29 protein-coding genes, 1 tRNA gene and 1 pseudogene are annotated in these 24,084 nt (G+C 71.8%); 11 read left to right on the top strand and 20 right to left on the bottom strand.

Annotated elements, in window-relative coordinates:
• Nucleotides 1–136 precede the first annotated feature (136 nt).
• Complete coding sequence (locus tag DLJ59_RS04965) at nucleotides 137–331, top strand: helix-turn-helix transcriptional regulator (protein WP_124771321.1); 195 nt, start codon at nucleotides 137–139, stop codon at nucleotides 329–331.
• 1 nt (nucleotide 332) lies between these two features.
• A complete protein-coding gene (locus DLJ59_RS04960) occupies nucleotides 333–1,589 on the top strand; it encodes a tyrosine-type recombinase/integrase (protein WP_124771320.1) in 1,257 nt (418 codons plus the stop codon).
• A gap of 62 nt (nucleotides 1,590–1,651) precedes the next feature.
• Here DLJ59_RS04960 and DLJ59_RS04955 read toward each other — a convergent pair.
• The 6 genes from DLJ59_RS04955 to DLJ59_RS04930 all read right to left on the bottom strand — a co-directional run bounded on the left by DLJ59_RS04955 (nucleotide 1,652) and on the right by DLJ59_RS04930 (nucleotide 8,303).
• Nucleotides 1,652–1,728 (bottom strand) — tRNA-Ala (locus tag DLJ59_RS04955).
• Nucleotides 1,729–1,941: 213 nt separating this feature from the next.
• Nucleotides 1,942–2,718 carry a divisome protein SepX/GlpR gene (gene sepX / locus DLJ59_RS04950; RefSeq protein ID WP_124771319.1) on the bottom strand — a complete coding sequence of 259 codons (777 nt, stop codon included), beginning with the start codon at nucleotides 2,716–2,718 and terminating at the stop codon, nucleotides 1,942–1,944.
• A gap of 183 nt (nucleotides 2,719–2,901) precedes the next feature.
• Nucleotides 2,902–3,552, bottom strand: coding sequence for a GNAT family N-acetyltransferase (locus DLJ59_RS04945; RefSeq protein ID WP_124771318.1), 651 nt, complete (start codon nucleotides 3,550–3,552; stop codon nucleotides 2,902–2,904).
• A gap of 117 nt (nucleotides 3,553–3,669) precedes the next feature.
• Nucleotides 3,670–4,983 (bottom strand): molybdopterin molybdotransferase MoeA, encoded by a 1,314-nt coding sequence (locus DLJ59_RS04940; RefSeq protein WP_124771317.1) that lies wholly within the window; start codon nucleotides 4,981–4,983, stop codon nucleotides 3,670–3,672.
• On the bottom strand, nucleotides 4,980–5,942 hold the full coding sequence (locus tag DLJ59_RS04935) for a UTP--glucose-1-phosphate uridylyltransferase (protein WP_124771316.1): 963 nt from the start codon (nucleotides 5,940–5,942) through the stop codon (nucleotides 4,980–4,982). Before DLJ59_RS04935 ends, DLJ59_RS04940 begins: the two co-directional genes overlap by 4 nt.
• A 9-nt stretch (nucleotides 5,943–5,951) precedes the next feature.
• Nucleotides 5,952–8,303: a diguanylate cyclase gene (locus tag DLJ59_RS04930; protein ID WP_208648554.1), complete on the bottom strand. Its 2,352-nt coding sequence runs from the start codon at nucleotides 8,301–8,303 to the stop codon at nucleotides 5,952–5,954.
• Nucleotides 8,304–8,388: 85 nt separating this feature from the next.
• Here DLJ59_RS04930 and DLJ59_RS04925 point away from each other — a divergent pair, with 85 nt between their 5' ends.
• Together DLJ59_RS04925 and DLJ59_RS37200 are read left to right on the top strand one after the other, a co-directional pair.
• Complete coding sequence (locus tag DLJ59_RS04925) at nucleotides 8,389–9,066, top strand: 5-formyltetrahydrofolate cyclo-ligase (RefSeq protein ID WP_124771315.1); 678 nt, start codon at nucleotides 8,389–8,391, stop codon at nucleotides 9,064–9,066.
• Nucleotides 9,063–9,269: pseudogene (locus DLJ59_RS37200) on the top strand (FmdB family zinc ribbon protein); the annotation flags it as partial. The gene DLJ59_RS04925 and the pseudogene DLJ59_RS37200, both read left to right, overlap by 4 nt.
• Before the next feature lie 14 nt (nucleotides 9,270–9,283).
• On the opposite strand, the gene DLJ59_RS37195 reads toward DLJ59_RS37200, so the two are convergent.
• On the bottom strand, nucleotides 9,284–9,514 hold the full coding sequence (locus tag DLJ59_RS37195; RefSeq protein ID WP_244235826.1) for a hypothetical protein: 231 nt from the start codon (nucleotides 9,512–9,514) through the stop codon (nucleotides 9,284–9,286).
• A 308-nt stretch (nucleotides 9,515–9,822) separates the two neighbouring features.
• Here DLJ59_RS37195 and DLJ59_RS36825 point away from each other — a divergent pair, with 308 nt between their 5' ends.
• Nucleotides 9,823–10,134: a hypothetical protein gene (locus DLJ59_RS36825; protein ID WP_208648553.1), complete on the top strand. Its 312-nt coding sequence runs from the start codon at nucleotides 9,823–9,825 to the stop codon at nucleotides 10,132–10,134.
• A gap of 26 nt (nucleotides 10,135–10,160) precedes the next feature.
• Here the strand turns inward: DLJ59_RS36825 and DLJ59_RS04910 are convergent, their stop codons facing one another.
• Complete coding sequence (locus DLJ59_RS04910) at nucleotides 10,161–10,343, bottom strand: hypothetical protein (protein ID WP_124771313.1); 183 nt, start codon at nucleotides 10,341–10,343, stop codon at nucleotides 10,161–10,163.
• 179 nt (nucleotides 10,344–10,522) lie between these two features.
• Here DLJ59_RS04910 and DLJ59_RS04905 point away from each other — a divergent pair, with 179 nt between their 5' ends.
• On the top strand, nucleotides 10,523–10,987 hold the full coding sequence (locus DLJ59_RS04905; protein WP_244235825.1) for a hypothetical protein: 465 nt from the start codon (nucleotides 10,523–10,525) through the stop codon (nucleotides 10,985–10,987).
• Nucleotides 10,988–11,012: 25 nt separating this feature from the next.
• Here DLJ59_RS04905 and DLJ59_RS04900 read toward each other — a convergent pair whose 3' ends face one another.
• The gene (locus tag DLJ59_RS04900; RefSeq protein ID WP_124771324.1) at nucleotides 11,013–11,495 is read right to left on the bottom strand and encodes a DUF2231 domain-containing protein; all 483 of its coding nucleotides are present in this window, start codon (nucleotides 11,493–11,495) and stop codon (nucleotides 11,013–11,015) included.
• A 202-nt stretch (nucleotides 11,496–11,697) separates the two neighbouring features.
• Here DLJ59_RS04900 and DLJ59_RS04895 point away from each other — a divergent pair, with 202 nt between their 5' ends.
• Both DLJ59_RS04895 and DLJ59_RS04890 read left to right on the top strand, forming a co-directional pair.
• Nucleotides 11,698–12,126, top strand: a complete 429-nt coding sequence (locus DLJ59_RS04895; protein ID WP_124771312.1) for a Fur family transcriptional regulator — start codon at nucleotides 11,698–11,700, stop codon at nucleotides 12,124–12,126.
• Nucleotides 12,127–12,193: 67 nt separating this feature from the next.
• Nucleotides 12,194–13,057 carry an oxygenase MpaB family protein gene (locus DLJ59_RS04890; RefSeq protein ID WP_124771311.1) on the top strand — a complete coding sequence of 288 codons (864 nt, stop codon included), beginning with the start codon at nucleotides 12,194–12,196 and terminating at the stop codon, nucleotides 13,055–13,057.
• 23 nt (nucleotides 13,058–13,080) lie between these two features.
• Here the strand turns inward: DLJ59_RS04890 and DLJ59_RS04885 are convergent, their stop codons facing one another.
• From DLJ59_RS04885 to DLJ59_RS04840, 11 genes are all read right to left on the bottom strand, one after another.
• A complete protein-coding gene (locus DLJ59_RS04885) occupies nucleotides 13,081–14,031 on the bottom strand; it encodes a RecB family exonuclease (RefSeq protein WP_425271388.1) in 951 nt (316 codons plus the stop codon).
• A gap of 13 nt (nucleotides 14,032–14,044) precedes the next feature.
• The gene (locus DLJ59_RS04880; RefSeq protein ID WP_124771309.1) at nucleotides 14,045–14,659 is read right to left on the bottom strand and encodes a MarC family protein; all 615 of its coding nucleotides are present in this window, start codon (nucleotides 14,657–14,659) and stop codon (nucleotides 14,045–14,047) included.
• 41 nt (nucleotides 14,660–14,700) lie between these two features.
• Nucleotides 14,701–15,573 carry a PHP domain-containing protein gene (locus DLJ59_RS04875; protein WP_124771308.1) on the bottom strand — a complete coding sequence of 291 codons (873 nt, stop codon included), beginning with the start codon at nucleotides 15,571–15,573 and terminating at the stop codon, nucleotides 14,701–14,703.
• A 62-nt stretch (nucleotides 15,574–15,635) separates the two neighbouring features.
• On the bottom strand, nucleotides 15,636–16,886 hold the full coding sequence (locus tag DLJ59_RS04870; RefSeq protein ID WP_124771307.1) for a hypothetical protein: 1,251 nt from the start codon (nucleotides 16,884–16,886) through the stop codon (nucleotides 15,636–15,638).
• Nucleotides 16,883–17,689, bottom strand: coding sequence for a SigE family RNA polymerase sigma factor (locus DLJ59_RS04865; RefSeq protein ID WP_124771306.1), 807 nt, complete (start codon nucleotides 17,687–17,689; stop codon nucleotides 16,883–16,885). Before DLJ59_RS04865 ends, DLJ59_RS04870 begins: the two co-directional genes overlap by 4 nt.
• Before the next feature lie 103 nt (nucleotides 17,690–17,792).
• On the bottom strand, nucleotides 17,793–18,668 hold the full coding sequence (locus DLJ59_RS04860) for a PH domain-containing protein (RefSeq protein ID WP_124771305.1): 876 nt from the start codon (nucleotides 18,666–18,668) through the stop codon (nucleotides 17,793–17,795).
• A 6-nt stretch (nucleotides 18,669–18,674) separates the two neighbouring features.
• Nucleotides 18,675–18,833 (bottom strand): hypothetical protein, encoded by a 159-nt coding sequence (locus tag DLJ59_RS36540; RefSeq protein ID WP_007455302.1) that lies wholly within the window; start codon nucleotides 18,831–18,833, stop codon nucleotides 18,675–18,677.
• Between the two features lie 116 nt (nucleotides 18,834–18,949).
• Nucleotides 18,950–19,627 (bottom strand): DUF6758 family protein, encoded by a 678-nt coding sequence (locus DLJ59_RS04855; RefSeq protein WP_341869567.1) that lies wholly within the window; start codon nucleotides 19,625–19,627, stop codon nucleotides 18,950–18,952.
• A gap of 79 nt (nucleotides 19,628–19,706) precedes the next feature.
• Nucleotides 19,707–20,330, bottom strand: a complete 624-nt coding sequence (locus tag DLJ59_RS04850) for a TrmH family RNA methyltransferase (protein WP_124771323.1) — start codon at nucleotides 20,328–20,330, stop codon at nucleotides 19,707–19,709.
• Nucleotides 20,331–20,381: 51 nt separating this feature from the next.
• Nucleotides 20,382–20,918 carry a hypothetical protein gene (locus DLJ59_RS04845; protein ID WP_208648552.1) on the bottom strand — a complete coding sequence of 179 codons (537 nt, stop codon included), beginning with the start codon at nucleotides 20,916–20,918 and terminating at the stop codon, nucleotides 20,382–20,384.
• 92 nt (nucleotides 20,919–21,010) lie between these two features.
• Nucleotides 21,011–21,526: a MaoC family dehydratase gene (locus DLJ59_RS04840; RefSeq protein WP_030486570.1), complete on the bottom strand. Its 516-nt coding sequence runs from the start codon at nucleotides 21,524–21,526 to the stop codon at nucleotides 21,011–21,013.
• Between the two features lie 548 nt (nucleotides 21,527–22,074).
• Here DLJ59_RS04840 and trxA point away from each other — a divergent pair.
• From trxA to DLJ59_RS04825, 3 genes are all read left to right on the top strand, one after another.
• Nucleotides 22,075–22,437 (top strand): thioredoxin, encoded by a 363-nt coding sequence (trxA, locus tag DLJ59_RS04835; protein WP_124771302.1) that lies wholly within the window; start codon nucleotides 22,075–22,077, stop codon nucleotides 22,435–22,437.
• Between the two features lie 219 nt (nucleotides 22,438–22,656).
• Entirely contained in the window at nucleotides 22,657–23,703 is a 1,047-nt protein-coding gene (locus DLJ59_RS04830) for an Rv2578c family radical SAM protein (RefSeq protein WP_124771322.1), read from the top strand.
• Nucleotides 23,704–23,722: 19 nt separating this feature from the next.
• A partial coding sequence (locus DLJ59_RS04825) for a CoA-binding protein (protein ID WP_148096930.1) occupies nucleotides 23,723–24,084 on the top strand: 362 nt, incomplete at its 3' end.

Below are 24,084 nucleotides of genomic sequence, written 5' to 3'. Positions count from 1 at the left end.
CCCACGCCGCCACCATCGCGGCCCAACTCACCGCCCACTACGGCCGCGAACGGGTCACCTGCCGCACCAGCACCCGACCCGCCGGCTACAGCGGCGAAAGCCGCACCTACATCACCATCACCCGAAAGGAGCCACGATGACCGCACCCACCCCCCTGCCGATGCCGGACCTGTGGTCCATCAGCGACACCGCCGCGTTCCTGCGGGTGCCCGTCGGCACCCTCTACCAGTGGCGGCACCGCCGCACCGGCCCGCGCGCCTTCAAGGTCGGCCGACACCTCCGCTACGACCCGGCCGACGTCCGGGCCTGGCTCGAAGACCAGGCGGCCTAACATGGCAATCGATGATCTCTGGTACCTGACCAAGCGCGGCCCCAACAAGGAGCGCTTGAAGTCGAAGCGCTACGGGCGCGGCAAACGGTGGCGCTGCCGGTACGTGGACCGCAACGGCGAAACCCGGGAACGCCTCTTCGACCGCAAGGTGGACGCGGAAGAGTGGGATGCCAAGGCACGCGCCGGAATCGCCGAGGAAACCCGGATCGACCAGGCAGAGCGCCGGCTGACCTTCCAGGACTACGGCGAACGGTGGCGGCTGTCCCGCCAGATCAGTCAGGCCCTCGACTACCAGCGCCACACCGAATCCCGGCTACGCCACCACCACTACCCGCACTTCGGCGACCGGGCTATCCGCGCGATCACCGTCACCGACGTCCTGGAGTGGGTCGCCAGACTGCTCCAGAACAACGTGGCGCAATCATCGGTGAAGACGTACTTCGACCTGCTGAACAACATCATGAACTCGGCCGTCGCGGACAAGGTGATCCCCGACAACCCCTGCAAGTCCATCCGGCTGTTCGCGATTCTGCGGGGCTTCTCCCGCGCGCCGAAGTGGGTACCGACCGATGACGACGTGCTCGCCCTGGTCGACGTGGTGCCCGACGAATATCAGGCGGCTATCTGGGCCGGTGCGGGTGAGGGGATGCGACTCGGGGAAGTCCTCGGCCTGGAGGACAGCACCCGGTGCATCGACCCGGGCCGTCAAGAACTGCACGTGGTTCAACAACTGCGGTTTCACAAGGTCGCCTACGGTGGCTTCTACCTCGCCCCGCCGAAGGCCGGCTCGGTCGGGGATGTGGACCTGGACGACCACGTTGCGGCGGTCTTCGCCGACCACGTCCGCGGCTACCCGCCCGCCCTGGTCGAGCTGCCCGACATCACTGCCGGCACCCCCGACCCGGGCAAGGAGCCCAAGCGTCGGATGGTCCCGCTGCTGTTCACCGACGACCAGGGTCGGCCGATCCATGACCAACGCTGGTCGCAGATGTGGCGGACCTGGTGCAAGGCGGCCGGTTGGCCCGATGAGGGCACCTTCCACTCGCTGCGGCACTACTTCGCCACCCGCCTGATCACCTCCGGGGCTGATCCCACGGACGTGCAGAACGCGCTTCGGCACTCCAGCCTGCGGATCACGCTGGAAACCTACGTCCACTGGTGGCCGAAGAAGGACCGCCGCCGCAACATCATCAGCAGCGCTCTCCGCGACGCGAGCGCCAAACGAAAACAGGGCCCGAAGGCCCTGGATTCTCGCTGATCTGTGCCGGATCTGTGCCCGCTGATCTTGCTAGCGGGGTTTCCCCTGGTCGTACGTGTTGCTGGTGGAGCTGAGGGGATTTGAACCCCTGACCCCCTCGATGCGAACGAGGTGCGCTACCAGTCTGCGCCACAGCCCCCCACCGGCGAACCGGCTTCGGTCCCACCCGGCTTACACCGGGCGGGCCGGCAGCAAGGCTAACAGGTCGCCGGCCCTCACCGCGAATCCGCCCCCGGTGCGGCGCTCCGGCACTCCCAGAGATCCACTCGGGTTCCTGAAAACCGGGGCATCCCGGACGCCGGGACACCGCGACTTGCAGGAACCCGAGTCGATCAAGCCGGACGCGGGGGCGTCAGGCGCCTCGGCCGGCCTCGTAGGGGCGGCCACGGAGGCCACCCGACCGCCGGTACGAGACCGATCCACCATTGACCGCCGCCGGCAGGTCTCCCGGTCGGTCCAGGCCCATGGCGGCTCGGCGTACCCCCTCGCGTTGGGCGGCCAGACGGCGCTGCGCCTCCCGGCGGGCTGCGGCCCGGCGGGCCTGTTCCCGGCGCACCTCGGCCTGCCGGGCGGCCAGCCACGCGGCCTCCCGGGCACGGGCACGGCGGCGACGCCGTCCGGCGAGGGCCTGACCCCGCAGGTGGACGACGTACAGCGTCAGGAGCAGGAAGGTGACCCCGAAGCCGACCCAGAAGCCGGGGCTGACGAACAGCACGCCGATCAGCTCGACGACGTTGAGGAGCAGCAGGGCTGCGAGCACCCGGCGGCGTCGGTACACGGCGGGGGTGTGCTGTCGGCGTGATGGCGGGCGACGTCGGGACCGCTTCGGCGCGGCGGGCACGGCGCGCAGCCGCCCGGAGCGACGGGCGGCTGGAGGCGCGGAGACCGGCGCACCCAACGTGCCAGTAGTCGCATCCTCACTGAGGGTGACGATCAGTGAGCGTGGCGGATGGACGGGTCGCCGTCCCGGCACAGTGCGGCGCCGCCGGCGGCGCTGGAGCACCCGCGCCGTCGACTGCGCCCGCTCCGCCACCAGCCGCTCGGTGGCGTCGTACCGGCGAACCAGCGCCGGGGCCAGGGCGAGCAGGCCGGCGGCGGCGAGGACGGCGAGGAGCACCGAGGTCGGCACCCTCACCCCTCCCGTCACCGAATTCGAAGCAACCGCCATCCGACCGCAGGATCTTCCACCAATCGAGCGTGGGTGCGTGGATCGTCCGGCCGGGGAGCGCTTGCCGCAGCTTGCAGTTACTTGAGGTTACGGCGCACCGACCGGGATGCCACCGCGCCGCGCCGATCCCGTCCGTGGGACGGCTCACCGAGCGGCAGCGCGTACCCGGTGCCAGCGGGCCAGCAGGCCACCCTCGGCGGCGATCTCCTCACTCGTCATCGCGTACCCGATGTGGTCCCGCCACGCGCCGTCGATGTGCATGTAGCGCACGTGGTACGACTCCTCGCGGAAGCCCAACTTCTCCACCACCCGCCGGGACGGCCTGTTCTCCGGACGGATGTTGACCTCCACCCGGTGCAGCCCACCCGGGCCGAACGCGTGGTCCACGGCGAGCGCGAGTGCCGTCGGGATGACCCCCCGGCCGGCGACCCGTGCGTCCACCCAGTAGCCGACGTAGCCGGAGCAGAGCGCCCGCCGCACGATGCTGCCCACGTTGATGTGCCCGACCAGCCGGTCCCGGTCGGCCTCGCGCAGGCAGACCGCGAACGGCATGCCCTCACCCTCGCGGGCCGAACGCCGCTGGTCACGGTGGACCCAACGGAACGCGGCCGGCGAGTTCATCTCGTCCCAACCGCCGGGCAGCGTTGACTCCCAGGGCGCCAACCAGGCCCGGTTGGCCCGCCGCACCTCCGACCACGCCGCCGCGTCGGAGCGGCGGTAGGGCCGCAGCAGCACGGGGCCGTCGGCCAACTCCACCGGCCAGCCCGGCGACCGCGCGGGTCCGAAGAGACTCACCCGCACAGTCTCCCGCGCGGGACCGTGTCGCGCGCAAGTGCCTCCACCGCGCCCACCACTACCGCCCGAGGGTCGAACACCCGGTGGACACCGGGTCGACGGACCGGCCGGGACACCTCACCGGCGGCGGTCCAGCAGCAGGACGTCCACGGTGGAGCCGGCCGCCGCCGTGGTGACCCGCTCGCCGAGCACCAGCAGCCCGTTCGCCTCGGCCAACCCGGAGAGGGTGAACGGGCCGCCGCTGAGCGGCTGGACCGTGTAGCCGCCGCCGCGTCGCTCGGCCACGTGTGCCGGCCGGAACTCGCGCAGCCCCGCCGGGGACGACACGGTCTCCAGCAGGTGTGCCCGCACGCTGGGCCGGAACACCGGCTCGGCACCGGCCAGCAGCTGGATGGCGGGGCGGGCCAGCACCTCGAAGCCGATCAACGCGGCGCCCGGGTCGCCGGGCAGGCAGACCACCGGCACCTCCTCCGCGCCGACCGTGCCGAAGCCGAGCGCGGTGCCGGGATAGAGCGCCACGTCGGTGAAGGTGACGGGCCCGGCGCGACCGCCCTCGCGGCGGGAGAGGATCCGGCGCACCATGTCCCCGGGGCCGGTGCCGGTGCCCCCGGTGGTGATGATCAGGTCGGCGCGCAGTGTCTGGTCCTCCAGCAGCCCGCGCAGCCCCTCCGGGTCGTCGTCGCAGATCCCCACCCGGTACGCCAACGCGCCCACCTCGGCCGCCGCGGCGGTCAGCGCGTGCGAGTTCGCGTCCACCACCTGGCCGGGCTGGCTGCCCCGGCCCACGTCGACGAGTTCGTCACCGGTGGCCACGATGACCACCCGTGGACTGGGCCGGACCACCACGTGCCCGATGCCGGTCGCCGCGAAGACCGCGACCAGGGCCGGGGACACGTAGGTGCCGGCCCGAGCGAGCAGGGTGCCGGCGGGCAGTTCCTCACCCGCTCGGCGTACCCCGTACCCCCGTTTGGGGGTGCGGAAGATCTCCACCGCGGCCATGCCCTGGTCGGTCCACTCCACCGGGACCACGACGTCCGCGGCGACCGGCAGTGGCGCCCCGGCGGCCACGGAGAAGCACGAGCCGGGGGTGAGCCGGACCGGCCGCCAGCTCGCGGCACCGAGATCGCCGACCACGTTCAGCCGGATGCTGCGACCACCGGGCGTGCCGGAGGGGGCCGGGACGTAGCTCGGCCCCCGGCCCCCTCCGGAAATGTCCTCCCAGCGCGCGGCGTAGCCGTCCACGGCCGCCTGGTCGAAGGCCGGGAAGGCGTGCGGCGCGACGACGTCCTCGGCGAGGACGTTGCCGTGCGCCTGGGTGAGGTCGAGGTCGAGTGGTGGCAGCGCGCGCAACCTGCGCAGCACGCTGCCCAGGTAGTCGGCGAGCGGCGTCAACTCGTTCGCGGCCGCCTCGGCGTCGGCCGTCGCGGTCATGTACCAGATCCGCCTGCCGCGTCGGCCTTGACGAAGTCGGCCAGCCAGGACCGGAACTCGGTGCCCAGGTCGTCGCGCTCGGCGGCGATCTGCACCACCGTCTGGAGGTACCCCAGCGGCATGCCGGTGTCGTAGCGGGTGCCCCGGTAGACGATCGCGTGCACCGGGGTGCCCTCGGTACGCAGCAGCTCCATCGCGTCGGTCAGTTGGATCTCGCCGCCGCTGCCCGGCTTGGTCCGCCGGATCGCGTCGAAGATCTTGCCCGGCAGGACGTAGCGGCCGAGCACCGCGAGGTTGCTCGGGGCGTCCTCCGGTTGCGGCTTCTCCACCATCCCGGTCACCTTGACGACCTCGCCGATGTCGCTCAGCTCCGACTCGGCCGGCTCGACGGAGGCGATCCCGTACCGCTTGGTCTCGGCCGGGTCGACCTCGAAGAACGCGAGCACCACGCCGCCCGTGCGGGCCTGAAGCTCCAGCATCGCCGGCAGCAGCGGCTCCGACGGCTTGACGAACTCGTCGCCGAGCAGCACCGCGAAGGGCTGGTCGCCGACGTGCGACTCGGCGTACCCGATGGCGTGGCCGAGCCCGAGCTGCTCGGGCTGCCGCACTGTGTAGATCTCGGCCAGCTCGCTGGGCCGACGCACGGCGGCCAGCCGCTCGGAGTCGCCCTTCTCCTCCAGCCTGGCCTCCAGGTCCGGACGACGGTCGAAGTGGTCCACCATCGACGTCTTACCCCGACCGGTGATCAGCAACACGTCGTCGATGCCAGCCTGCGTGGCCTCCTCGACGATGTACTGCAACACCGGCCGATCCACCACCGGCAGCAGTTCCTTGGGCACCGCCTTGGTGGCCGGCAGGAACCGGGTGGCCAGTCCGGCGGCCGGGATGACGGCCTTGACCGCCAGGGGACGGCCAGTTGCGGCGACCGTCGACGAGGGATTCGCTGAGTGCTCCGACATGCCGCGAGACTATCGGCCACGGCTCTGCCGCGGCGGGTGTGGCCCAGAAGACGCGCCGCCGCCCGACCCCGGCCGCGCCACGTCCGGACCGGCCCGCGCCCCGCCCGGCGCGCTGTCCGGCGTGTCGTCGGCCGAATCCGGTCGGGCGTGCGCCGGGCCCACCAGCGATTCCGGTACGCCCACCGCCGGGTCGGACCGGGCGGGCCCGCCCGGCTCCCGGATGGCCTGCACCGGCTGGCCGGCGCGCGGCAGCCCGTCGGGTGGGCTCACCGCACCCGCGAGCACCGGGATCTCCCGGGTCGGCAGATCCGAGCGCACCTCGGCGACCCGGTACGTGTCGCGGCCCGCCGCCTTGGCCGCGTAGAGCGCGTCGTCGGCGGCCTCCAACACCTCCCGCCCGGTGCTGCCGTGGTCCGGGAAGACGGCGATGCCCACCGACACGGTCACCAGGACCGGCCCGGCGTACGCCTCGACGGCGATGGGCGTGTCGCGGACCGCCGCGCCGAGCCGCTCGGCCACGATTGCCGCGCCCCGCGCGTCGGTCTCCGGCAGCAGCAGCACGAACTCCTCACCACCCTGGCGGAAGGCCAGGTCGACCTCACGGATCTCCCCGCGCACCCGCCGGGCGAACTCGGCCAGCACGGTGTCCCCCGCGGCGTGCCCGTACGTGTCGTTGACGTCCTTGAACCGGTCCAGGTCCAAGGCGAGGACGCTGAGCATCCGCCCGAAGCGGCTGGCCCGTTCCACCTCCCGCCGGATCGACTCGCGCAGGTAGCGGTAGTTCCACAGCCCGGTGAGCGGGTCGGTGAGGGAGAGCCGCTGCGCCTCCTCGTGCACCCGGACGTTGTCCACCGCCACGGCCGCGTGGCCGGCGAAGGTGCGCAGGGTGGCCAGGTCGTCGTCGTCGAACTCGTCGGCGCCGAGCCGGTCGTAGAGGGCCAGCACGCCGAGCGCGGCCGCCGCGCCGGCCTCGTCGGCCGACCCCGAGGGTGCGCCGGGGGTGGCGGTGGCACCGCCGCCCGGGGCGGCGAACGGAACAGCGACGTACGTGCGGCAGCGTGGCTCACCCGTTGGCGCCTCGGTCGGCTCGACCCTCCCCCGCTGCGGTTCCCCGGTGGCGGCGACCGCACCGACGATGCCGACGCCGACCGGCACCCGCAGCGTCTGCGCCCCGTCCACCTCGTCGTGCGGCCAGTGCCCGTCCAACCCCTCGGTGCACTGCGCGACGAGCACCCCGCCGGTCTCCACCAGCAACACCGCACCGGCCCGCGCGCCGGTGGCCCCGATGGCACTGCGCAGGATCACCCGCAGGATGCGTTGCTGGTCGTGCGTGCTGGCCAGGGTGTCGCCGAGCACCGCGAGGTGCCCGCGCAACTGATCCCGGTTGCTGGTCAACGCCGCGACGTAGGAGCCGGTCTCCCGGGTCATCCGGTTGAACGCGGCGGCCAACCGGCCCAACTCGTCGCGGCTGCGTACCGGCACCCGGGTGGTCAGGTCACCCTGGGCCACCCGGTCGACCGCGCCGGCCAACTCGGCCAGCGGCCGGGTGGTCACCCGGGCCAGTCGCCAGGCGGTCAGCACGGCGAGCAGCCCGGCCAGCACGACCACCCCGACCAGCGTGGCGTTCAGCCCCGGTGGACGTTCACTGGGCACGGAGAGCACCAGCGGCAGCGGCTGCGCGTCGGAGGGCCCGAGCCGGCGAACGTAGCGGCCCTCGTTGGTCTCGGTGACCTGCTCGCCCCGGACGGCGACGGCGGCGGCCAGCACCGCGTCGCGTACGTCACGGGACTCGGTCGTGTGGGTGACCCGCGCGGCGCTCGCCCCACTGTCGAGCAGGGTGACCGCCACCCCGGTCACCGCCGCCAGTCGGGCCACGAAGGCCGGGTCGACCAGTTGCGCGGCGGTCACCGTGCCCAGCCGGGCGCCGGCGCGATTGTGCAGGTCGACCTGGGCGGCCAACGCACGGACGGCGCCGCCGGAGCCCTCGGTCACGCCCCCGTTCGTGCCCTCGGTCGAGCCGGCGCACTCCTGCCAGGGGGCCGACGGCGCACCGGGCGAGACGTAACTGACCTGGCCGGCCACGTCGGTGATCAGCACCGCGGCGGCCAGACCCCGGCCGACCAGTTGCGCGGCGGCGGCGGCCGGATCGGCGGTGAGCGCCACCGCGTCGGCGGTGGCGCGTAGCTGCTGACAGAGCGCGTCGACCGAGGTACGCACGGCGGACGCCGCCACAGCCAGGCGCTCGGTCGAGCGGCTGCGGTCGACCGCCGCGACGGTGGAGGCGACGAAGAGCGCGCCGAGCAGGACCGGCCCGAGCACCACCACGAGGAAGGCTGCCGTCAACCGCCCGCGTAGCGTCACTCGGTCCCCCCGGAAGTTCCGCCTCCGTTGCTTGCGATGCTGACACAGGGCGACCGTGGGAGAGGCGTTGCGTCAGGAGTGTTGCGTGCCGGAATTTTCTGATGAAGCGGAAGTGACCCGGATGGCGAAGCGGGACACCCGCGTCGAGCTGCTCGCTCGCCGCCGGTCGCTGCCCGCCGCGACGAGGGCAGCCGCCGCCGGGCGCGTCCAGGCCGAGCTGGTTGCCCTGGTACGCCGGCTGCGCCCGAACCGGATGACGGCGTACGTGCCGGTCGGTTCCGAACCGGGCGGCGCCGACCTGCCCGAGGTGCTGCGGGCGGCCCTGCCGGCGGACGCCGAGTTGCTGCTGCCGGTGCTCCTCGACGACCTGGATCTGGACTGGGCGGCGTATACCGGGCCGGCTGCCTTGATCGCGGCGGGGCGGGGTATCCGAGAACCAGTCGGTGCTCGTCTCGGGGTGGCCGCCGTGGCGGACGCGGAGCTGGTGGTCGTACCGGCTCTCGCGGTCGACCACCACGGTCGGCGGCTCGGGCGCGGCGGCGGCTCGTACGACCGCGCACTCGCCCGGGTACCGGAGACGGTCGTGACGGTGGTGCCCCTGTACGACGGTGAGCTGGTCGAGGCGCTGCCGGCAGAGTCACACGACCGTCGGGTGCGCGCGGTCGTCACTCCCGCCGACGGGGTGCGTACGCTTGACGGCGGCCCGGGTGCGGCGCACGGTGTCGCGCCCCACACGTCCGCTGGACGAACCCGGGGCGAATGACGCACCATTGGCACTCGAATACGTCGAGTGCCAACTGGCCGAGCCCAGATCCGGAGGAGAACGTGCCCACGTACCAGTACGCCTGCACCACGTGCGGTCACCAGCTCGAGGCGGTGCAGTCCTTCTCTGACGAGCCGTTGACCGAGTGCCCGGCGTGTGAGGGGCGGCTGCGCAAGGTCTTCAACTCGGTCGGCATCGTCTTCAAGGGTTCGGGTTTCTACCGCACCGACTCGCGGGCGTCCGGCTCCGAGGCGACGGCCGGCGGCACGGCCAGCAAGCCGGCCAAGTCCGAGTCGTCCTCCGGTGACAGCTCGTCGTCCTCGTCCGGGTCGTCCTCGTCGTCGTCTTCGGGGTCCTCGTCCTCGTCCGGGTCGTCCTCGGGCTCGTCGTCCTCCTCGGGGTCGTCGTCCTCCTCGGGCTCGTCCTCGGGTGGGTCGGGCGGCGGCAAGGCAGCGGCGGCAAGCTCCGCGTCCTGATCGTCCTGATCGTCGAAGGCCCGCCACCACGGGTCGGGCCTCGATCAACTCGGGTTTCAGGAAGTCGGCCCATCCCGGTCGCCTCGATAGGCCGATTTCCTTGATCGCGAGTCGATCAAGGTTGGTGCCTTAACAAATCGACCCGCCGGACGGGCGTTTTCCACAGGCCGGGCGGTTGTCCACAGGCGTCGGCCGTGGGTCGGCCGAGGCGGCGGAAACTGCCTAACCTGCCGTCCATGGGTGCCACTGCGGCGCTCGGGGACGGGAGGCGGCAGACGCGATGGTCGATCCGGATTCGTCGCGGGCGTTGCGCCCGCTGCGCAAGCTCACTCTGCCCCGCGGGCGCACCCTGCTCCGGGCCGGCCTGGTCGCCGCGCTGCTCTGCCTGGCCGCCGCAGTCCTGCACACCCCGGCCGGATGCCCGCCAACCGTCGCGCCCGCCGACGCACCGTCGGTGGCAGACGACACGGCCCGACAGGTCGAGTCGGTGGCAGACGACACGGCCCGGCCTCTCGACGAGGGCCGATCGTCCGACTCCAGCGGGACAGGCTCTCCCGGCACCCCACGGACGGCTGCCGGACCGCCGTCATGAGGGTCTGGTCGAGCCGCCGGGGTCAGTCAGTCCCAGTGCGGGGGGCGTTCGGCGAGCAGCCAGTCGTCGTTGCCGCCCGGCCGCTCGCCCCAGCCACGGTCGGTGTCGTCAGAGGTCTGCTCGGGCAGCACCACGAAGTCTTCGCTCAGGTCGACGGCGCGGTCGTCGTCTCCACGTACGCCGTGCGTGCCGGGGTCCTCGGTGCTCACGAGCGGCAAGACTAGCGCAGCCGACGACCGTGGACCGGTCGCGACCGAGGGCACGCCAACCAGAACCCGACCGGACCGCAAACCGAGGGCACGCCGGGCAGAACCGACCAGGCCGCAAACCGAGGGCACGCCGACCAGAACCGACCAGGCCGCCGGTGGCGTTGGTAGCGTCGGACGGCGTGACGACCCCCAGCGGTGGCAGCACCTCGGACGACTACTGGCGACGGCCCGACACCGGTGACAACGCGGTGGCGGACCAGCCTCCCGCCGCGCCCGCAACCACACCACCGACCGGGCCGGCCACACCACCGACCGGGCCGACCAGCCAACCACCGAGCGGGCCGACCGGCCAACCACCGACGGGGCAGACCAGCCAACCGCCGGCCGGGCAGACCGGCCCAACGTCGCCGGGGCGTGCGCCCAGCGGATACTCCGGCCCGCCGCCGAGCGTGCCGCCGCCGGCGGGTTGGCGTCCACCCGTACACCTGCAGCCGGCGCCGCCGCGTCAGCTGCCGCCGCAGGACATGGCCGACCTGGACGCGGCCGAGCAGCGCTCGCAGCGGGTCACCTACGGCTTCGGCGCGGCGGCCGGCGTGGTGCTGCTGGTCCTGCTCTGTCTGCTCTGCTCGCGAGTCATCTTCTGATGCTCACCCCCCAAGGGGGAGCAACTCAGAGGGTGGTGCCCCAGACGGTCTCGGCGCCGGAGTGGCCGGTCAGGTAGACGTAGACCAGGGCGGCGATGGCAAGCGCCACGGCCGCCACCGCCAGTACCGGGGTGACCAGCGCGGGCAGCTGCGGCACCCGGGGGTGCCCACTTGTCGCCACGAGCAGCAGGATGGCCACGATCCCGAGCGGCAGCACGATGCGGAACAGGATGTCGCCGTAGCGGGAGTGCTCGAAGATCTGATCGAGGATCGGTCCCTGGAAGCCGCGGGCCACCAGCGCGTCGGTGAGCGCCTCACCCGACTTGACCGCGACGTAGGCGGTCACCGGCGCGGCCACGGCGAGCAGGCCCAGGGCCCAGTCCAGCCGGTGTCGCCACCGCGGCAGCCCCACGTACGCGACGGCCAGCACCGCCAGCAGCGGCACGAACACGACGACCGCGTGGACCACCAGGACGTGTACCGGTAGACCCAGGATCTCCTCGAACATCGAACCCTCCAGGTGGATCATGGTCAGGGGTGGTCAGCCTAGGGTCCGCCGATCGTCCCCCCGGCTCTCGACCGGACACACGCGCGGCGGGTCGATCGGGTTCACCCGCCGGGCCGTACTCCCGATCTTTCCTGGCTGTGTCGACGGCCACCCGGAGGACGCGACGGTTGTCGATGCCGACCGGGCGTGCTGTCATTGGCAAATGTCCGGTGCCGAGGAGCTGCTGCGGTCGAGGGGTCTGCGTGTCACGCGGCCACGCCTCGCGGTGCTGGACGTGCTGGCCGGCGGCGGCCACCTGGAGGTCGACGAGATCACCCGGCGGGTCCGCGAACGCCTCGACTCGGTCTCCACCCAGGCGGTCTACGACGTGCTGGGCGCGCTGTCCCGGGCCGGCTTGTCGCGCCGGATCGAGCCGGCAGGCAGTCCCGCCCGCTACGAGGCACGCGTGGGCGACAACCATCACCACGTGGTCTGCCGGGGCTGCGGTGAGATCGCCGACATCGACTGCGCGGTGGGCAGCGCCCCGTGCCTGGAGCCGAACGCCGCGCACGGGTTCGAGGTGGACGAGGCCGAGGTGACCTTCTGGGGCCTCTGCCCGGGCTGCCGGGCCCGCCGCTCCGCCGACGTCTGAGCGGCGCTTCAGGCACGGACCCGGCGGCACCTGACCGAGGCCGACCCGACCGTGGCAGTCTTGAGCGGTGGACTTCGATGACCTCGGCCTCTTCGGTCCGGGTTCGGTCACGTGGAAGGTGCACGAGGAGCCGATCCTGATCGTCGCCGGCCTGCGCTCGCTCTACCTCCAGGCGTTGCACCCACGGGCCATGGCCGGGGTCGCACAGAACAGCAACTACCGCACCGACGCCTGGGGCCGGCTGGTCCGCACCGCCACCTACGTGGCGACCACCGTCTACGGGACCACCGCCGAGGCGCAGGCCGCCGGGGCCCGGCTGCGCCGCGTGCACGACCGGCTGCGAGCCACCGACCCGCACACCGGTGAGGAGTTCCGGATCGACGAACCGGACCTGCTGCGCTGGGTGCACGTGACCGAGGTCGAGTCGTTCCTGAGCACTGCCCGGCGCGCCGGGCTGCCGCTGAGCGACGACGAGGTGGACGCCTACTACACCGAGCAGCGGCGCGCCGCCGCCCTGGTCGGACTGGACCCGGCCACCGTCCCGGGCACCGCCGCCGAGGTCGCGGACTACTACGAGGCGGTACGACCACAGTTGCGGATGACCAAGGAGGCCGCCGAGACGGCGGTGTTCCTCACCGCCCCGCCGCTGCCGTGGAAGCTCAGCCTGCCGGTCCGGTTGGGGCTCACGCTGGGCCCGCCGCGCTGGGCGTACCTGGGGATCGCCGGCACCGCGTTCGCGCTGCTGCCGACGTGGGCGCGCCGGATGTACGGCGGTCTGGGTCTACCGACCACCGCACTGTCGGCGGACCTGACCGTGCGCGCGCTGCGGCTGGCGTTCGCCGCCGTTCCCCGCCGCTACCTGGAGGGGCCGTTGATGCAGGCAGCCAAGGAGCGGGCCGCGCGGCACGCCGCCGCCTCGCTGGCCGGCTGACCCGGCCCTCACCGCGCGGGAGGTCAACCGTCGGCGGGGCGGTCCATGGCCGCCCACGGCTCCTTGCCCGGGGCCTGCGCACCCGCCGGGCAGTGTCGCCGGAAGTCGCACCAGCCACAGCGCGAGCTGGGTGCCACCGGGAACGCCTCGTCCGCGTCGGCACCGTCGGCGACCGCCCGTTCGGCGGCCATGATGTCGCGTGCTGTCTCTTCCGCGCGGGTCAGTTGTCGGGCCAGCGACTCGACCGTGTGGTCGTGGCCGGCGACCGTGCCGGTCGGTAGGTGGTGCAGCTCCACCCGGCGGCACGGCCGACGGAACACCCGCTCGGCGGCGTACGCGTAGAGCGCCAGCGCCTGCGAGCCCCGGGCGTCGTCAGTGTCCAGCCCGGTGCGGCCGGTCTTGTAGTCGACGATGACCAGCTCCGGCCCCTCCGGCCCGGGCCGTGAGTCGATCCGGTCGGCCCGGCCGTTGAACGCCAACACGGCGGTCTTGACCGCCACCACCCGCTCCACACCGAGCGGATCGGAATCCGGCTCCAGCGTTTCGACGTACGCCTCCAGCCAGCCCAGCGCCCGCCGGTAGGCGGCCCGCTCCTGCTCGTCGTCGCGGTAGCCCTCGCGGACCCAGGTGCCCTTGAGCAACGTGGCCAGCGCCTCGGGGCGCCGCCGGTCGGCGGGCAGCGCATACCAGTTCTTCAGGGCGGTGTGCACGCTGGCACCGAGCGAGTTGTGCGCCCACGGCGGGCCCTTGGGTGGGGCGGGCCGGTCGACGTAGGAGTAGCGGTAGCGACGCGGGCAGTCCGCGTACGCGCCGAGTTTGCTCGGGGTGCAGACGAACAGCCGCTCCGGCATGCCCTCGAAGCCGAGCTGCTCGGCGTCGCCGGCCCGCTGCCGAGGGGCCCGGCCGCCGGCGGCCGGCCGCCCCGCTGATGAGGATCGTCGCACGCCTGCGATCCTGCCATCCACCCCCGACATCGCGCGCGTGCCGTCAGGCCATGTTCACGTACTGCGTGACGAAGGCGGCCACCGCGTCGGCGATGAGCTGCACGGCGATCGCGGCCAGCAGCAGGCCGGCGATCCGGGTCAGCACCTCGATCCCGCCCGGCCGGAGGATCTTCACGATGCCGCCGGAGAAACGCAGGACGATCCAGACGGCGACCATCACGGCGAGGATCGCCACGGCGATGGCGGTGAACTCTCCCAGCCCGTCGGCCTGCTGGACGAAGAGCATGGTGGCCACGATGGCGCCCGGACCGGCGAGCAGCGGCGTGCCCAGCGGCACCAGCGCGATGTTGGAGGTGACCTGCTGGCTGGGGTCGTCGGCCTTGCCGGTCAGCAGTTCCAGGGCGACGAGCACGAGCAGCAGCCCACCGGCCGCCTGCAACGCCGGCAGGTCCACGTGCAGATAGTCGAGCAGGGTCTGCCCCGCCACCGCGAAGACCACGATGACGCCGAGCGCCAACGCGACGGCCTGCCAGGCTGCCCGGTTGCGGTCGCGGGCGGGCAGCGGGCCGGTCAACGCCAGGAAGATCGGCATCATGCCCGGCGGGTCGGTGATCACCAGCAGGGTCACGAAAACCTCGCCGAACAGCTTCAGATCCACGTGATCAACCTAGCCGCGTCGAGGTGGGCGAAATACCCGGATCACCCCGAAGCGACCTCGGTCACCCCGTCGGCGACGAGCCGCTCGTACGCCTCGACGCTGGTGCTGAACGCGCCGAGTTGAACGGTCTTGTGGGTGCCGTGAAAGTCCGAGGAGCCGGTGACGAACAGACCCAGCTCGGCGGCGAGCGCCCGCACGTGTTCCCGCTCAGCCGGGCTGTGGTCCTCGTGGTCGGCCTCAAGCCCGGCGAGCCCGGCGGCAGCCAGTTCGACGATCAGCTCGTCGGGCACCACCCGGCCGCGTCGGGTGGCGCGCGGGTGGGCGAAGACCGGCACACCTCCGGCCGCCCGGACCAGCCGAACGGCCCGGAACACGTCGATGTCCTCCTTGGGCAGCCGGTACCGCTCGCCCAGCCAGCTCGGGCCGAACGCCTCCTGGACGCTGCCGACCAGACCAGCGCGGATGAGCGCCTGCGCGAGGTGCGGGCGGCCCACGGTGCCGCCACCCGCGCCGGCCAGGATGTCCGGCCAGTTCACGTCGATGCCGTCGGCCTGCAGGAGGGCGACCATCCGTTCGCCGCGCTCCTCCCGGGCGGCCCGAACCCGGGCCAGCTCGGCCACCAACTCCGGGTGCTCCGGGTCGAACAGGTACGCGAGCAGGTGCAGCGGCACCGGCGGCTGCGCGCCGGACCAGCGACACGACAACTCCGCACCCCGGATCAGACGCAGACCTGACGGCAGTGCGCCCACGGCCGGCGCCCAGCCAGCCGTGGTGTCGTGGTCGGTGATCGCCAGCACGTCCAGCCCGGCGTCGAAGGCCGCGCCGACCAGCTCAGCCGGGGTCAGCGTGCCGTCGCTGGCCGTCGAGTGGGTGTGCAGGTCGATCCGGGGGGCGGAGCCGGTACGCGAAATCACCGCCCGACGCTACCGAGGAAACAGCGAGCCCGGCTCACATGGGTCGCCCAGGTCACCCGCGGTCAGAGGCGGTTCACCAGGATCGGCCGCTCTCCGGCGGGCAACCCGGGCACCGCAGCGGGGCTGGCGGGTTTTCCCGCCCGCACCTGGCCGACGTCGACCTGGACCAGATCGCCGGCGCTGTCGAGGTAGGAGGCGTGGGTCTCGTCGCTCCACACGATCGTCCCGGTCATCGGCGGCCCGGCCGTCACGGCGGTCGTAGCCGGTCCGAGCCGTTGCAGGTCGACCAGCAGGGACCGGTCGGCCTCGCCGATTCTCCCGTTCACCAGCAGCCACCGTCCGTCCGGCGAGACACCGCCGACGCCATCCTGACTCAGGTCTGGACCACAGCCGGTGCGTACCGGGTCCAGGTGCCGGGTCGGGGCGAGTACGGCGAGGCAGGTTGAGCCCGGATCGGTCGTGGCGACCTGGCCGACGAGCCGCCCGTCGGGTAGCCGCCCGTAGAAGTTGAGGCTTTTCCGGTCGAGGGTCTCGGGCAATGGCCCCGCACCGGGCCGCCAGAGGGTGTGACCGGCGCCGGCCGCGTCGAGTCGGACCAGCACGCTGTCAGCGACGAACTGAACGGGCTCCGCCGCCGCGGGCACCGGGGTGCGCACCGACCCGATGAGTTGGGTGCCGACCACGCCCGCCACCAGCAGATCACCTCCGTCACGCCAGGCGACCTGGAGGCTGTCCGGGGCCAGCACGATCGCGCCCGCCCGGGCCAGCAACACCTGCACCAGGCCGTCGTCCTGCACCACCCAGAGAGAGCGCCCTGCGGTGGTCGGCGCGCCGACCACCAGCCAACCGGCGCCGCTGGGCAGGGGCTGGACGCGTTCGGCAGGCCCCACGTCGTGCAGCACCATCCGCCGCCCGTCGGCGCTGAGCAGCGTCTCGCCGACGACAGGAGAGGGCGACGGGGCGGTGCCGGGAATGCTGACCGTCGGGAACGGTCGGTCGGCCGGGTCCGGGTCGCCGATCACCACGATGGGCGGCCCGTCCCGCCTGGTCTCGGCACCAAGCTGGACCATCCCGGCGCCGAGCAGCACGGTGGTGACCGCCGCGAGGGCGAGGCCGGCCGCGGTGCGTCGACGCCGGATCCGGTTCGCGCGGCGGATGGCCTTTCCCGCGGGATCGACGCTCAGCGGGCGGGCACGAGTGACCTGGTGCGAGAGGGTCTCCCGCACCGCACCTTCCAGCTCGTCAGGCCGCACCTGGTATGAACGCGCCGGGCCGTCCGTCAGGTTGTCGTGCCGACCGCCGGTCTCGCTCACTGCTGGTCCCCGGAGCCCGTGCCGACGGGCACGGCCGCCGGGGCGGTGGGCAGCACGACCTGCTTGGCGATCGAACGCGGCACGGCGGGGCGCGGAGCGGTCGGGCGGGGCACGGGTCGACCAGCCGACCGCCCCGGCCTGGGTGTGGCAGCGGCATCGGTGGCCGGGAGCCGTCCGCTCCGGGGATTCGAGCCAGTCGTCCGACCGTCGGCACCCCTCGCGCCCGATCGAGGCGACGCGGCGGGCGTTTGGCTGGCGATGCCAGCGGCGCCCGGCTGGCTGGCGATGCCGGCGGCGGCGAGTTCCGCCGCGTCCGCGCCCAGTCGCCGACGCAGCGTGGCCAGAGCCCGGGACGTCTGGCTCTTCACCGTGCCTGGTGAGATGTCCAGCATCGCGGCGGTCTGCGCCTCGGACATGTCCTCGTAGTAGCGCAGCACCAGCACTGCCCGCTGCCGGTTGGGCAGCTCCCGGAGATGCCGCCAGAGCAGGTCACGGTCGAGTTGCTGCTCGATCTCGTCGACACCGGCCCGTTCGGGCAGCACCTCGGTCGGGCGTTCGCCGTGCCAGCGCCGCCGCCACCAGCTGGTCGATGTGTTGACCATCACACGTCGGGCGTACGGCTCGACCGCCTCGATCCCGCCGAGCCGCTTCCACGCGAGGTAGGTCTTGGTCAGCGCCGTCTGGAGCAGATCCTCGGCCGTGGCCCAGTCTCCGGTGAGCAGGTAAGCGGTGCGCAGGAGCGCGGCGGAGCGTGCCGCGACGAACTCGCGGAACTGCTCCTCCAACGAGTCCTTGCTCGCCACCGGCCACCTCCACACCCCTGTTGTCCTGGCAGAGTGCCACGTCAGGGGCGCTGTGGTCCATTACGAAAAGGTGCGCACTTGCTCCGATGTTCGGTCAAAACCTTCACGCACCGTCGTCGGCTTTGGCCTCGTCGGCCTCCTTGCCGAGCCGCGCCTCGACCGCCTGCGGCTCGTACATTTCCTCGACGACGCGCAGGTAGAGCTCGTTCGGGTTGGGCAGGTTCTTGATCTCGCGGAGCGCCTGCTCCTGGCCGGCGGACTCCAGCACGAAGGTGCCGTAGTTGAGCGCTCGGCCGGTCGGGGTCTGCTCGTACTTCATGTCGGTGACCCGGACCAGCGGCATCATGGCGACCCGGCGGGTGATGATGCCGTTGACCACCATGACCCGCTTGTTGGTCAGGATGAACCGGTCATACCACCAGTCGGCGACCTTCCACGCCACCCAGCCCATCACCGCGAACCAGAGCAGCACGGCGATGGTGGTCAGCGCACCCACGTTCTGCCCGGCGAGGAAGCCGGAGAGGTAGCCGAGCACGAAGGTCGCCGCGATGCCGATCAACAGCGGGGTGGTGAGGTGGATCCAGTGCCGCTTCCACTCGCCCCGGTAGCGCTCGGTGGGGAAGAGGTAACGAGCCACCAACGAGCTGGGCTCGTCTTCCAGTGGCAGCACCCGCCGAGGGGTCGAGCCGGTCGCGTCGGCGCGCAACCCGGCCAGCTCGTCCTCGGAGATCTGCGGTGGCTGGTCGCTGGCCTCCGGATCACGGACCCAGCCCCGACCGGAACGACCCTGACCGGCATAGCCGGGCCCGTCGCCGTAACCGACGTCGTCCGAAAGGGACGGACCATCGGACAGGCCGGCACCGGCCCCGTAGCCCGGGCCGTCATCAGGCCCGACCCGCGGGATCGGTTCGGTGTCACGCTCGCGGCGTTCCCGGTCGGGGTCGTCCGGGTCGAAGGGTGGACCGGAGGGGCTGCCCATCGGCGGCTAGGCGACGAGGCTGGTGAAGAAGTCGCCAAACCCCTGGGCGATATCCATGATCCCGCCGCCGAGCGACTTGAACACGTCCGCCGCAGAGTTTGGCCGGTAGGCGACGAAGAAGATCAAGAATGCGATTCCGGCCCAGGTGAGGACCTTCTTGACCATGGCGGGCCATCCTCTCGCGCGGCGCCGGGTCCCATTACCGCAGCGGCACCCAGAGTATCAGTGTGGTGTCGTACAGTGAATATCTGCGTCCGTTCTCCGTCAATCCAGGAGAGTTGTCAAGCTCTTCCGGGTAAGTACGGGGATGGTGCGCCGTACACGAGCTCGGGCGGCATCCACTCGGTCAGGTCGTGTAGCACGACATCTTCCGCGAGCAGATGACCCGCACTCGCCGGCCAGGCTATCGCATGGAGCCACATTCCCCGAGCCTCGCCTGCGTACGCGCTTCGATCCGTTGGCGAATTCACCAACCACAGTGGAGTTGGGTGCCCGCCGACCTTGATCTTCGCCTGTCCGACGTGGTCAGGGTGGCCCGACCCCGGGTCGGTCAGCGCGTCGACCAACTCCGGCCCCGGATCCGGGCCGGTCAGTCCGGCGAGCCGGGTGCCCAGGCCCACACCGGGTTCCTCCGCCACGAAGACCAAATCGGCCGGACCACCGCCGAGTGGCGCCGGGCCCGCGCAGGCCAACGCGGTCGCCCGCACTCCCGTCCGGTCGTCCCCGGCGTACGCCACGCCGGTGAGTGTCCAACCGGGCGGCAGCGGCCACGGGCACCACAACGGCGTCACCGGCGGATCGGCGGTCGCGGCGATCCGTTCCACCACGCTCGCCACTATCTCCGCTCCGATGTGCTCGGGCACGTGCAACGGCGGCACCGGGCCGCAGCGCACACACCTCGAGTCGGTGTTCATCAGATCCGGCGCCCGTACCGGGCCCCCGCATCTCGGACAACTCACCGCGACACTCACATCCCCACCGTCTCCCCGGGCCGCCGGCACGTCAAGCCGGAACGTCCGATTCGGCACCGTACGTGGGTCAGTCCGGCGGCGTGCCGGCGTGCGCCCGGATCCAGGCGTGCATCGCGATTCCGCTGGCCACACCCGCGTTGATCGACCTCGTCGAGCCGTACTGGGCGATGGAGTAGAGCTGGTCGCACGCGGCGCGGGCCGGCGCGGACAGGCCCGGCCCCTCCTGCCCGAACAGCAGCACGCAGTCCCGTGGCAGGGTGCCGGTCTCCAGCGGACGCGACCCGGGCAGGTTGTCGATGCCGAACACCGGCAGACGCCGCCCGGCCGCCCAGGCGACGAACTCCTCGATCGTCTCGTGGTGCCGTACGTGCTGGTACCGATCGGTCACCATCGCGCCGCGCCGGTTCCATCGTCGCCGTCCGACGATGTGCACCTCGGCTGCGTTGAACGCGTTGGCGTTGCGCACCACAGTGCCGATGTTGAAGTCGTGCTGCCAGTTCTCGATCGCGACGTGGAAGCCGTGCCGGTGCCGGTCCAGGTCAGCGACGATCGCCTCGTGCCGCCAGTAGCGGTAGCGGTCGACGACATTGCGCCGGTCCCCCTCCGCCAGCAACTGCCTGTCGTAACGGGGGTCGTCCGGTGGGTCCCCCGGCCAGGGGCCCACGCCCACCTCAAGCTGGTCGTCGGTCACGGTCATCAGAGGGTACGGACCGCGTCTTCGCCCGTCGCGACGACCTGCCGCTCAGCCCAGGTCGAGGGCGGCACCGAGCCGGTCCAGGAAGCGCCGGTCCGCCGGGCTGGCCGGTGGGTCGACCAGTCGTGCGCCGGTGCCGGGCACCGCCCGACAGACCCGGGCCGCGACGGACTGCACCCACTGGCGGTACGCGGCCGAGTCGGCGGGGTCGGCCCGCCGCCGTAGCACCCGGCTCGCCGCCCGGCAGGCGGCCAGCAGGTCCACCAGGTCGGTGAGCCGCTCGGCGGGTTGCGGGGCGCCGTCGTGGCGGGCGTAGATCGCGGCGACCACCGCGCGGACCAGATCACTGTCGGAGGCTCGGCCCGCGGCCACGGCATCCAGGCCGGCCAGGCCCGCCTTGACCCCACGCTCCGTCCGGCCGGGACCGGGCGCCGCGGCGGCCACGAGGACCCGACCGGGCAGGCTGGTGAGCAGATCCCACTCGGCGGCGGAGTAGACAGCTGTGGTCAAGGGTGTGGCTCGGCGGCCGGCAGAGGGCGGCTCTCCCGCGACGGAGTGGCTCATCGGAACCTCCGGCGTCAGCATATGCCCCGGGACGGGAACAGGGCCCCTTCCCCAGCAGACCCGTGGCAGGGAAGGCGCCCGGTGTGCGGCGACGGTCGAGGCCGCCGCGACGGTCAGCGCGGCTCGGGGAAGCTGGGCCGCTCGGGATCCACTCCGTCGGGCACCGCGGCGGCCGCGTACTCGCGCTTGGGGACCATGACCTTGCGCCGGAAGACGCAGACCATCGTGCCGTCCTGGTTGTAACCGCGAGTCTCCACGGACACCACGCCCCGGTCGGGTTTCGAGCCGGACTCACGCTTGTCCAGCACGGTGGTCTCGCCGTAGATGGTGTCGCCGTGGAAGGTCGGCGCGACATGCCGCAGCGACTCGACCTCCAGGTTGGCGATCGCCTTTCCACTCACATCGGGCACCGACATGCCGAGCAGCAGCGAGTAGATGTAGTTGCCGACCACGACGTTGCGCTTGAACTGGCTGGCCGTCGCGGCGTAGTGCGCGTCCATGTGCAGCGGGTGGTGGTTCATGGTGAGCAGGCAGAAGAGGTGGTCGTCGTACTCGGTCACGGTCTTGCCCGGCCAGTGCCGGTAGACCGCGCCGACCTCGAACTCCTCGTAGTAGCGACCGAACTGCATGCTGCTCCCTTCGACGGGCGGCGATGGAGTTCGGCACAGCATGCCTTATCGATGGTTAAGGCGACCGGCGGGGCGCGACGGCGGCGGAAATGTCACACCGGTCACTCGCCTGGGGGGAGACGCAATGAGCGGCGGGGCCCTCCCCGGCACCCGCCGCCCACGCTCTGATGTGAGGAATTCTGCCCTACGCCTGCGTAGGTTCAACAGAGATCGCGGTCACATTTATCTTTTTGTAACACTACTCTCCGTGATGACGCGGAGGTTGATCAGCGATCTCTGCAGGCCGGATACCTCCTTGTCAATGCCCAAGTTACCGAGTCGTAGAGCCCAATCGGGTCGATCTCCCTGGAAACGCTCCCATCACGGCAGGTCACGCAAGTGCGTCGTGCACTTGCGTTCCGCAGGTCAGGTGTGAACAGACGTGTGTCGATGACCTGCGGCACCCCTCGGCAGCCCCGAGCACGTTTCGTGCCCCACCGCCCGGGAATTCGATACGGTCAGCCCTGGTTCTACGGGACGTAGATAAACCGCGGTGATCGGAGAGTGCAATGGCAACCGTTGAGCTGACCTCGACGAACTTCGACGAGGTGACCGGCAACGACGGCATCGTCCTGGTCGACTTCTGGGCCGACTGGTGTGGTCCGTGCAAGCGGTTCGCCCCGGTCTACGAGCGCTCCTCGGAGAAGCACCAGAACATCGTCTTCGGCAAGGTCGACACCGAGGCGCAGCAGGAGTTGGGCGCCAAGTTCGACATCCGGTCGATCCCGACGATCATGGCGATCCGTGACGGCGTCATCGTCTTCGCGCAGCCGGGCGCCCTGCCGGAGTCCGCCCTGGAGAATTTGATCGAGCAGGTCGAGGCGTTGGACATGGATGACGTCCGCAAGCAGTTGGCCGAGCACAAGCACTGAGTCGCTGACGAGCTGATGATCGCCCCCTCGGGGCGTGACGCTCGTTTCGCGTAAACCGGAGGACGGGTGAGCAGCCGCCGCTGCCACCCGTCCTTCGTACCTGCCTGCTGGCGCTTCCCATACGCGCAAGCGCTCCTGCGGCCCGGGTCCATGCCACCCCTGCCGCGACACGCCGGCGGCCACTTGCGCTTACTTCGTACACATGTTCGAATGATGCTCATGCGCTGGGACAACCTCACCGCTCCCCCGGTTGAGGGAGACCCCGAGAGGGCAGCGCCAGCGACGCCACCCCTGCCGCTGGCGCTGCCCGGCGCCGTCGCCCGCACCTTCGACACCCCCGAGTTCGCCGGGATGACCTTCTACGAGGTGCAGGCCAAGTCCATCCTCAACCGGGTGCCCGGGCAGTCCCGCGTCCCGTTCGAGTGGACGATCAACCCGTACCGGGGCTGTTCCCACGCCTGTCGATACTGTTTCGCGAGAAATACTCACACTTATCTCGATCTTGATGCCGGTGCTGACTTCGACCGGAAGGTGATCGTCAAGGTCAACGCCGGCGAGCTGGTCCGACGGGAGCTGGCCGCGCCGAGATGGCGGGGCGCGCACGTGGCGATGGGCACCAACGTGGACTGCTACCAGCGTGCCGAGGGTCGCTACCGGCTGATGCCGCAGATCATCGAGGCTCTGCGAGACTTCGCCAACCCGTTCTCGATCCTCACCAAGGGCACGCTGATCCTGCGCGACCTGCCGCTGCTGCGCCAGGCCGCCGAGGTGACCGCGGTGGGCATCTCCTTCTCGGTGGGGTTCGTCGACGAGCACCTCTGGCGCACCGTCGAGCCGGGCACGCCGCACCCCCGCCGCCGGCTGGACGCCGTCCGGGCACTCGCCGACGCCGGCTTCTCCGTCGGCGTACTGATGGCCCCGATCCTGCCCGGCCTCAGCGACAGCGACGAGTCGATCGAAACCACGGTCTCGGCGATCGCCGCCGCCGGTGCGACCAGCGTGACCGCCCTGCCCCTGCACCTGCGTCCCGGCGCCCGGGAGTGGTACGCGCACTGGCTCGCCCGCGAGCACCCGCACCTGGTGCCCCGATACCGCGAGCTCTACCGGGCCGGCTCGTACGCGCCGCAGGCGTACCAGCGGGAGCTGACCGCACGGGTGCGGATCGCGTCCCGCCGGCACGGGCTGTACCGCGCCGAGCGGGGCGACAACCGAAGCCTGCCTGAGCCGCCGCCACCCTCGACAGCGGAGCAGCTGACACTCCTCTAGTCGGAGCTACAGTCGGCGGGTGCGTACCGCTCAGCAGATCCTCGCCGAATCCGCCGTGATCGCCGTCGTCGGCGCGTCCCGCGACCCGTTCAAGGCCGCGCACAGCGTGCCGTTGCAGATGCAGCAGTACGGCTGGCGCATCGTCCCGGTCAACCCGACGGTCGACGAACTGTTCGGGGAACGGGCCTACAAGTCTCTCGCCGACATCCCGCACCCCGTCGACCTGGTGGACGTGTTCCGGCCGGCGGCCGACGCCGTGCAGGTGGTCCGGGAGGCGGCGGCGATCGGCGCTCCCGCGGTCTGGCTGCAACTGGGCATCGTGTCGGCCGAGGCGCGGCGGATCGCCGAGGAGGCCGGCATGGACTACGTCGAAAACCGTTG

This window comes from Micromonospora inaquosa, assembly GCF_003857055.1.
In the GTDB taxonomy this organism is placed as follows: domain Bacteria; phylum Actinomycetota; class Actinomycetes; order Mycobacteriales; family Micromonosporaceae; genus Micromonospora; species Micromonospora inaquosa.
Note: the sequence above shows the minus strand (reverse complement) of the source record. Positions and strands in the feature narration are given on the sequence as shown.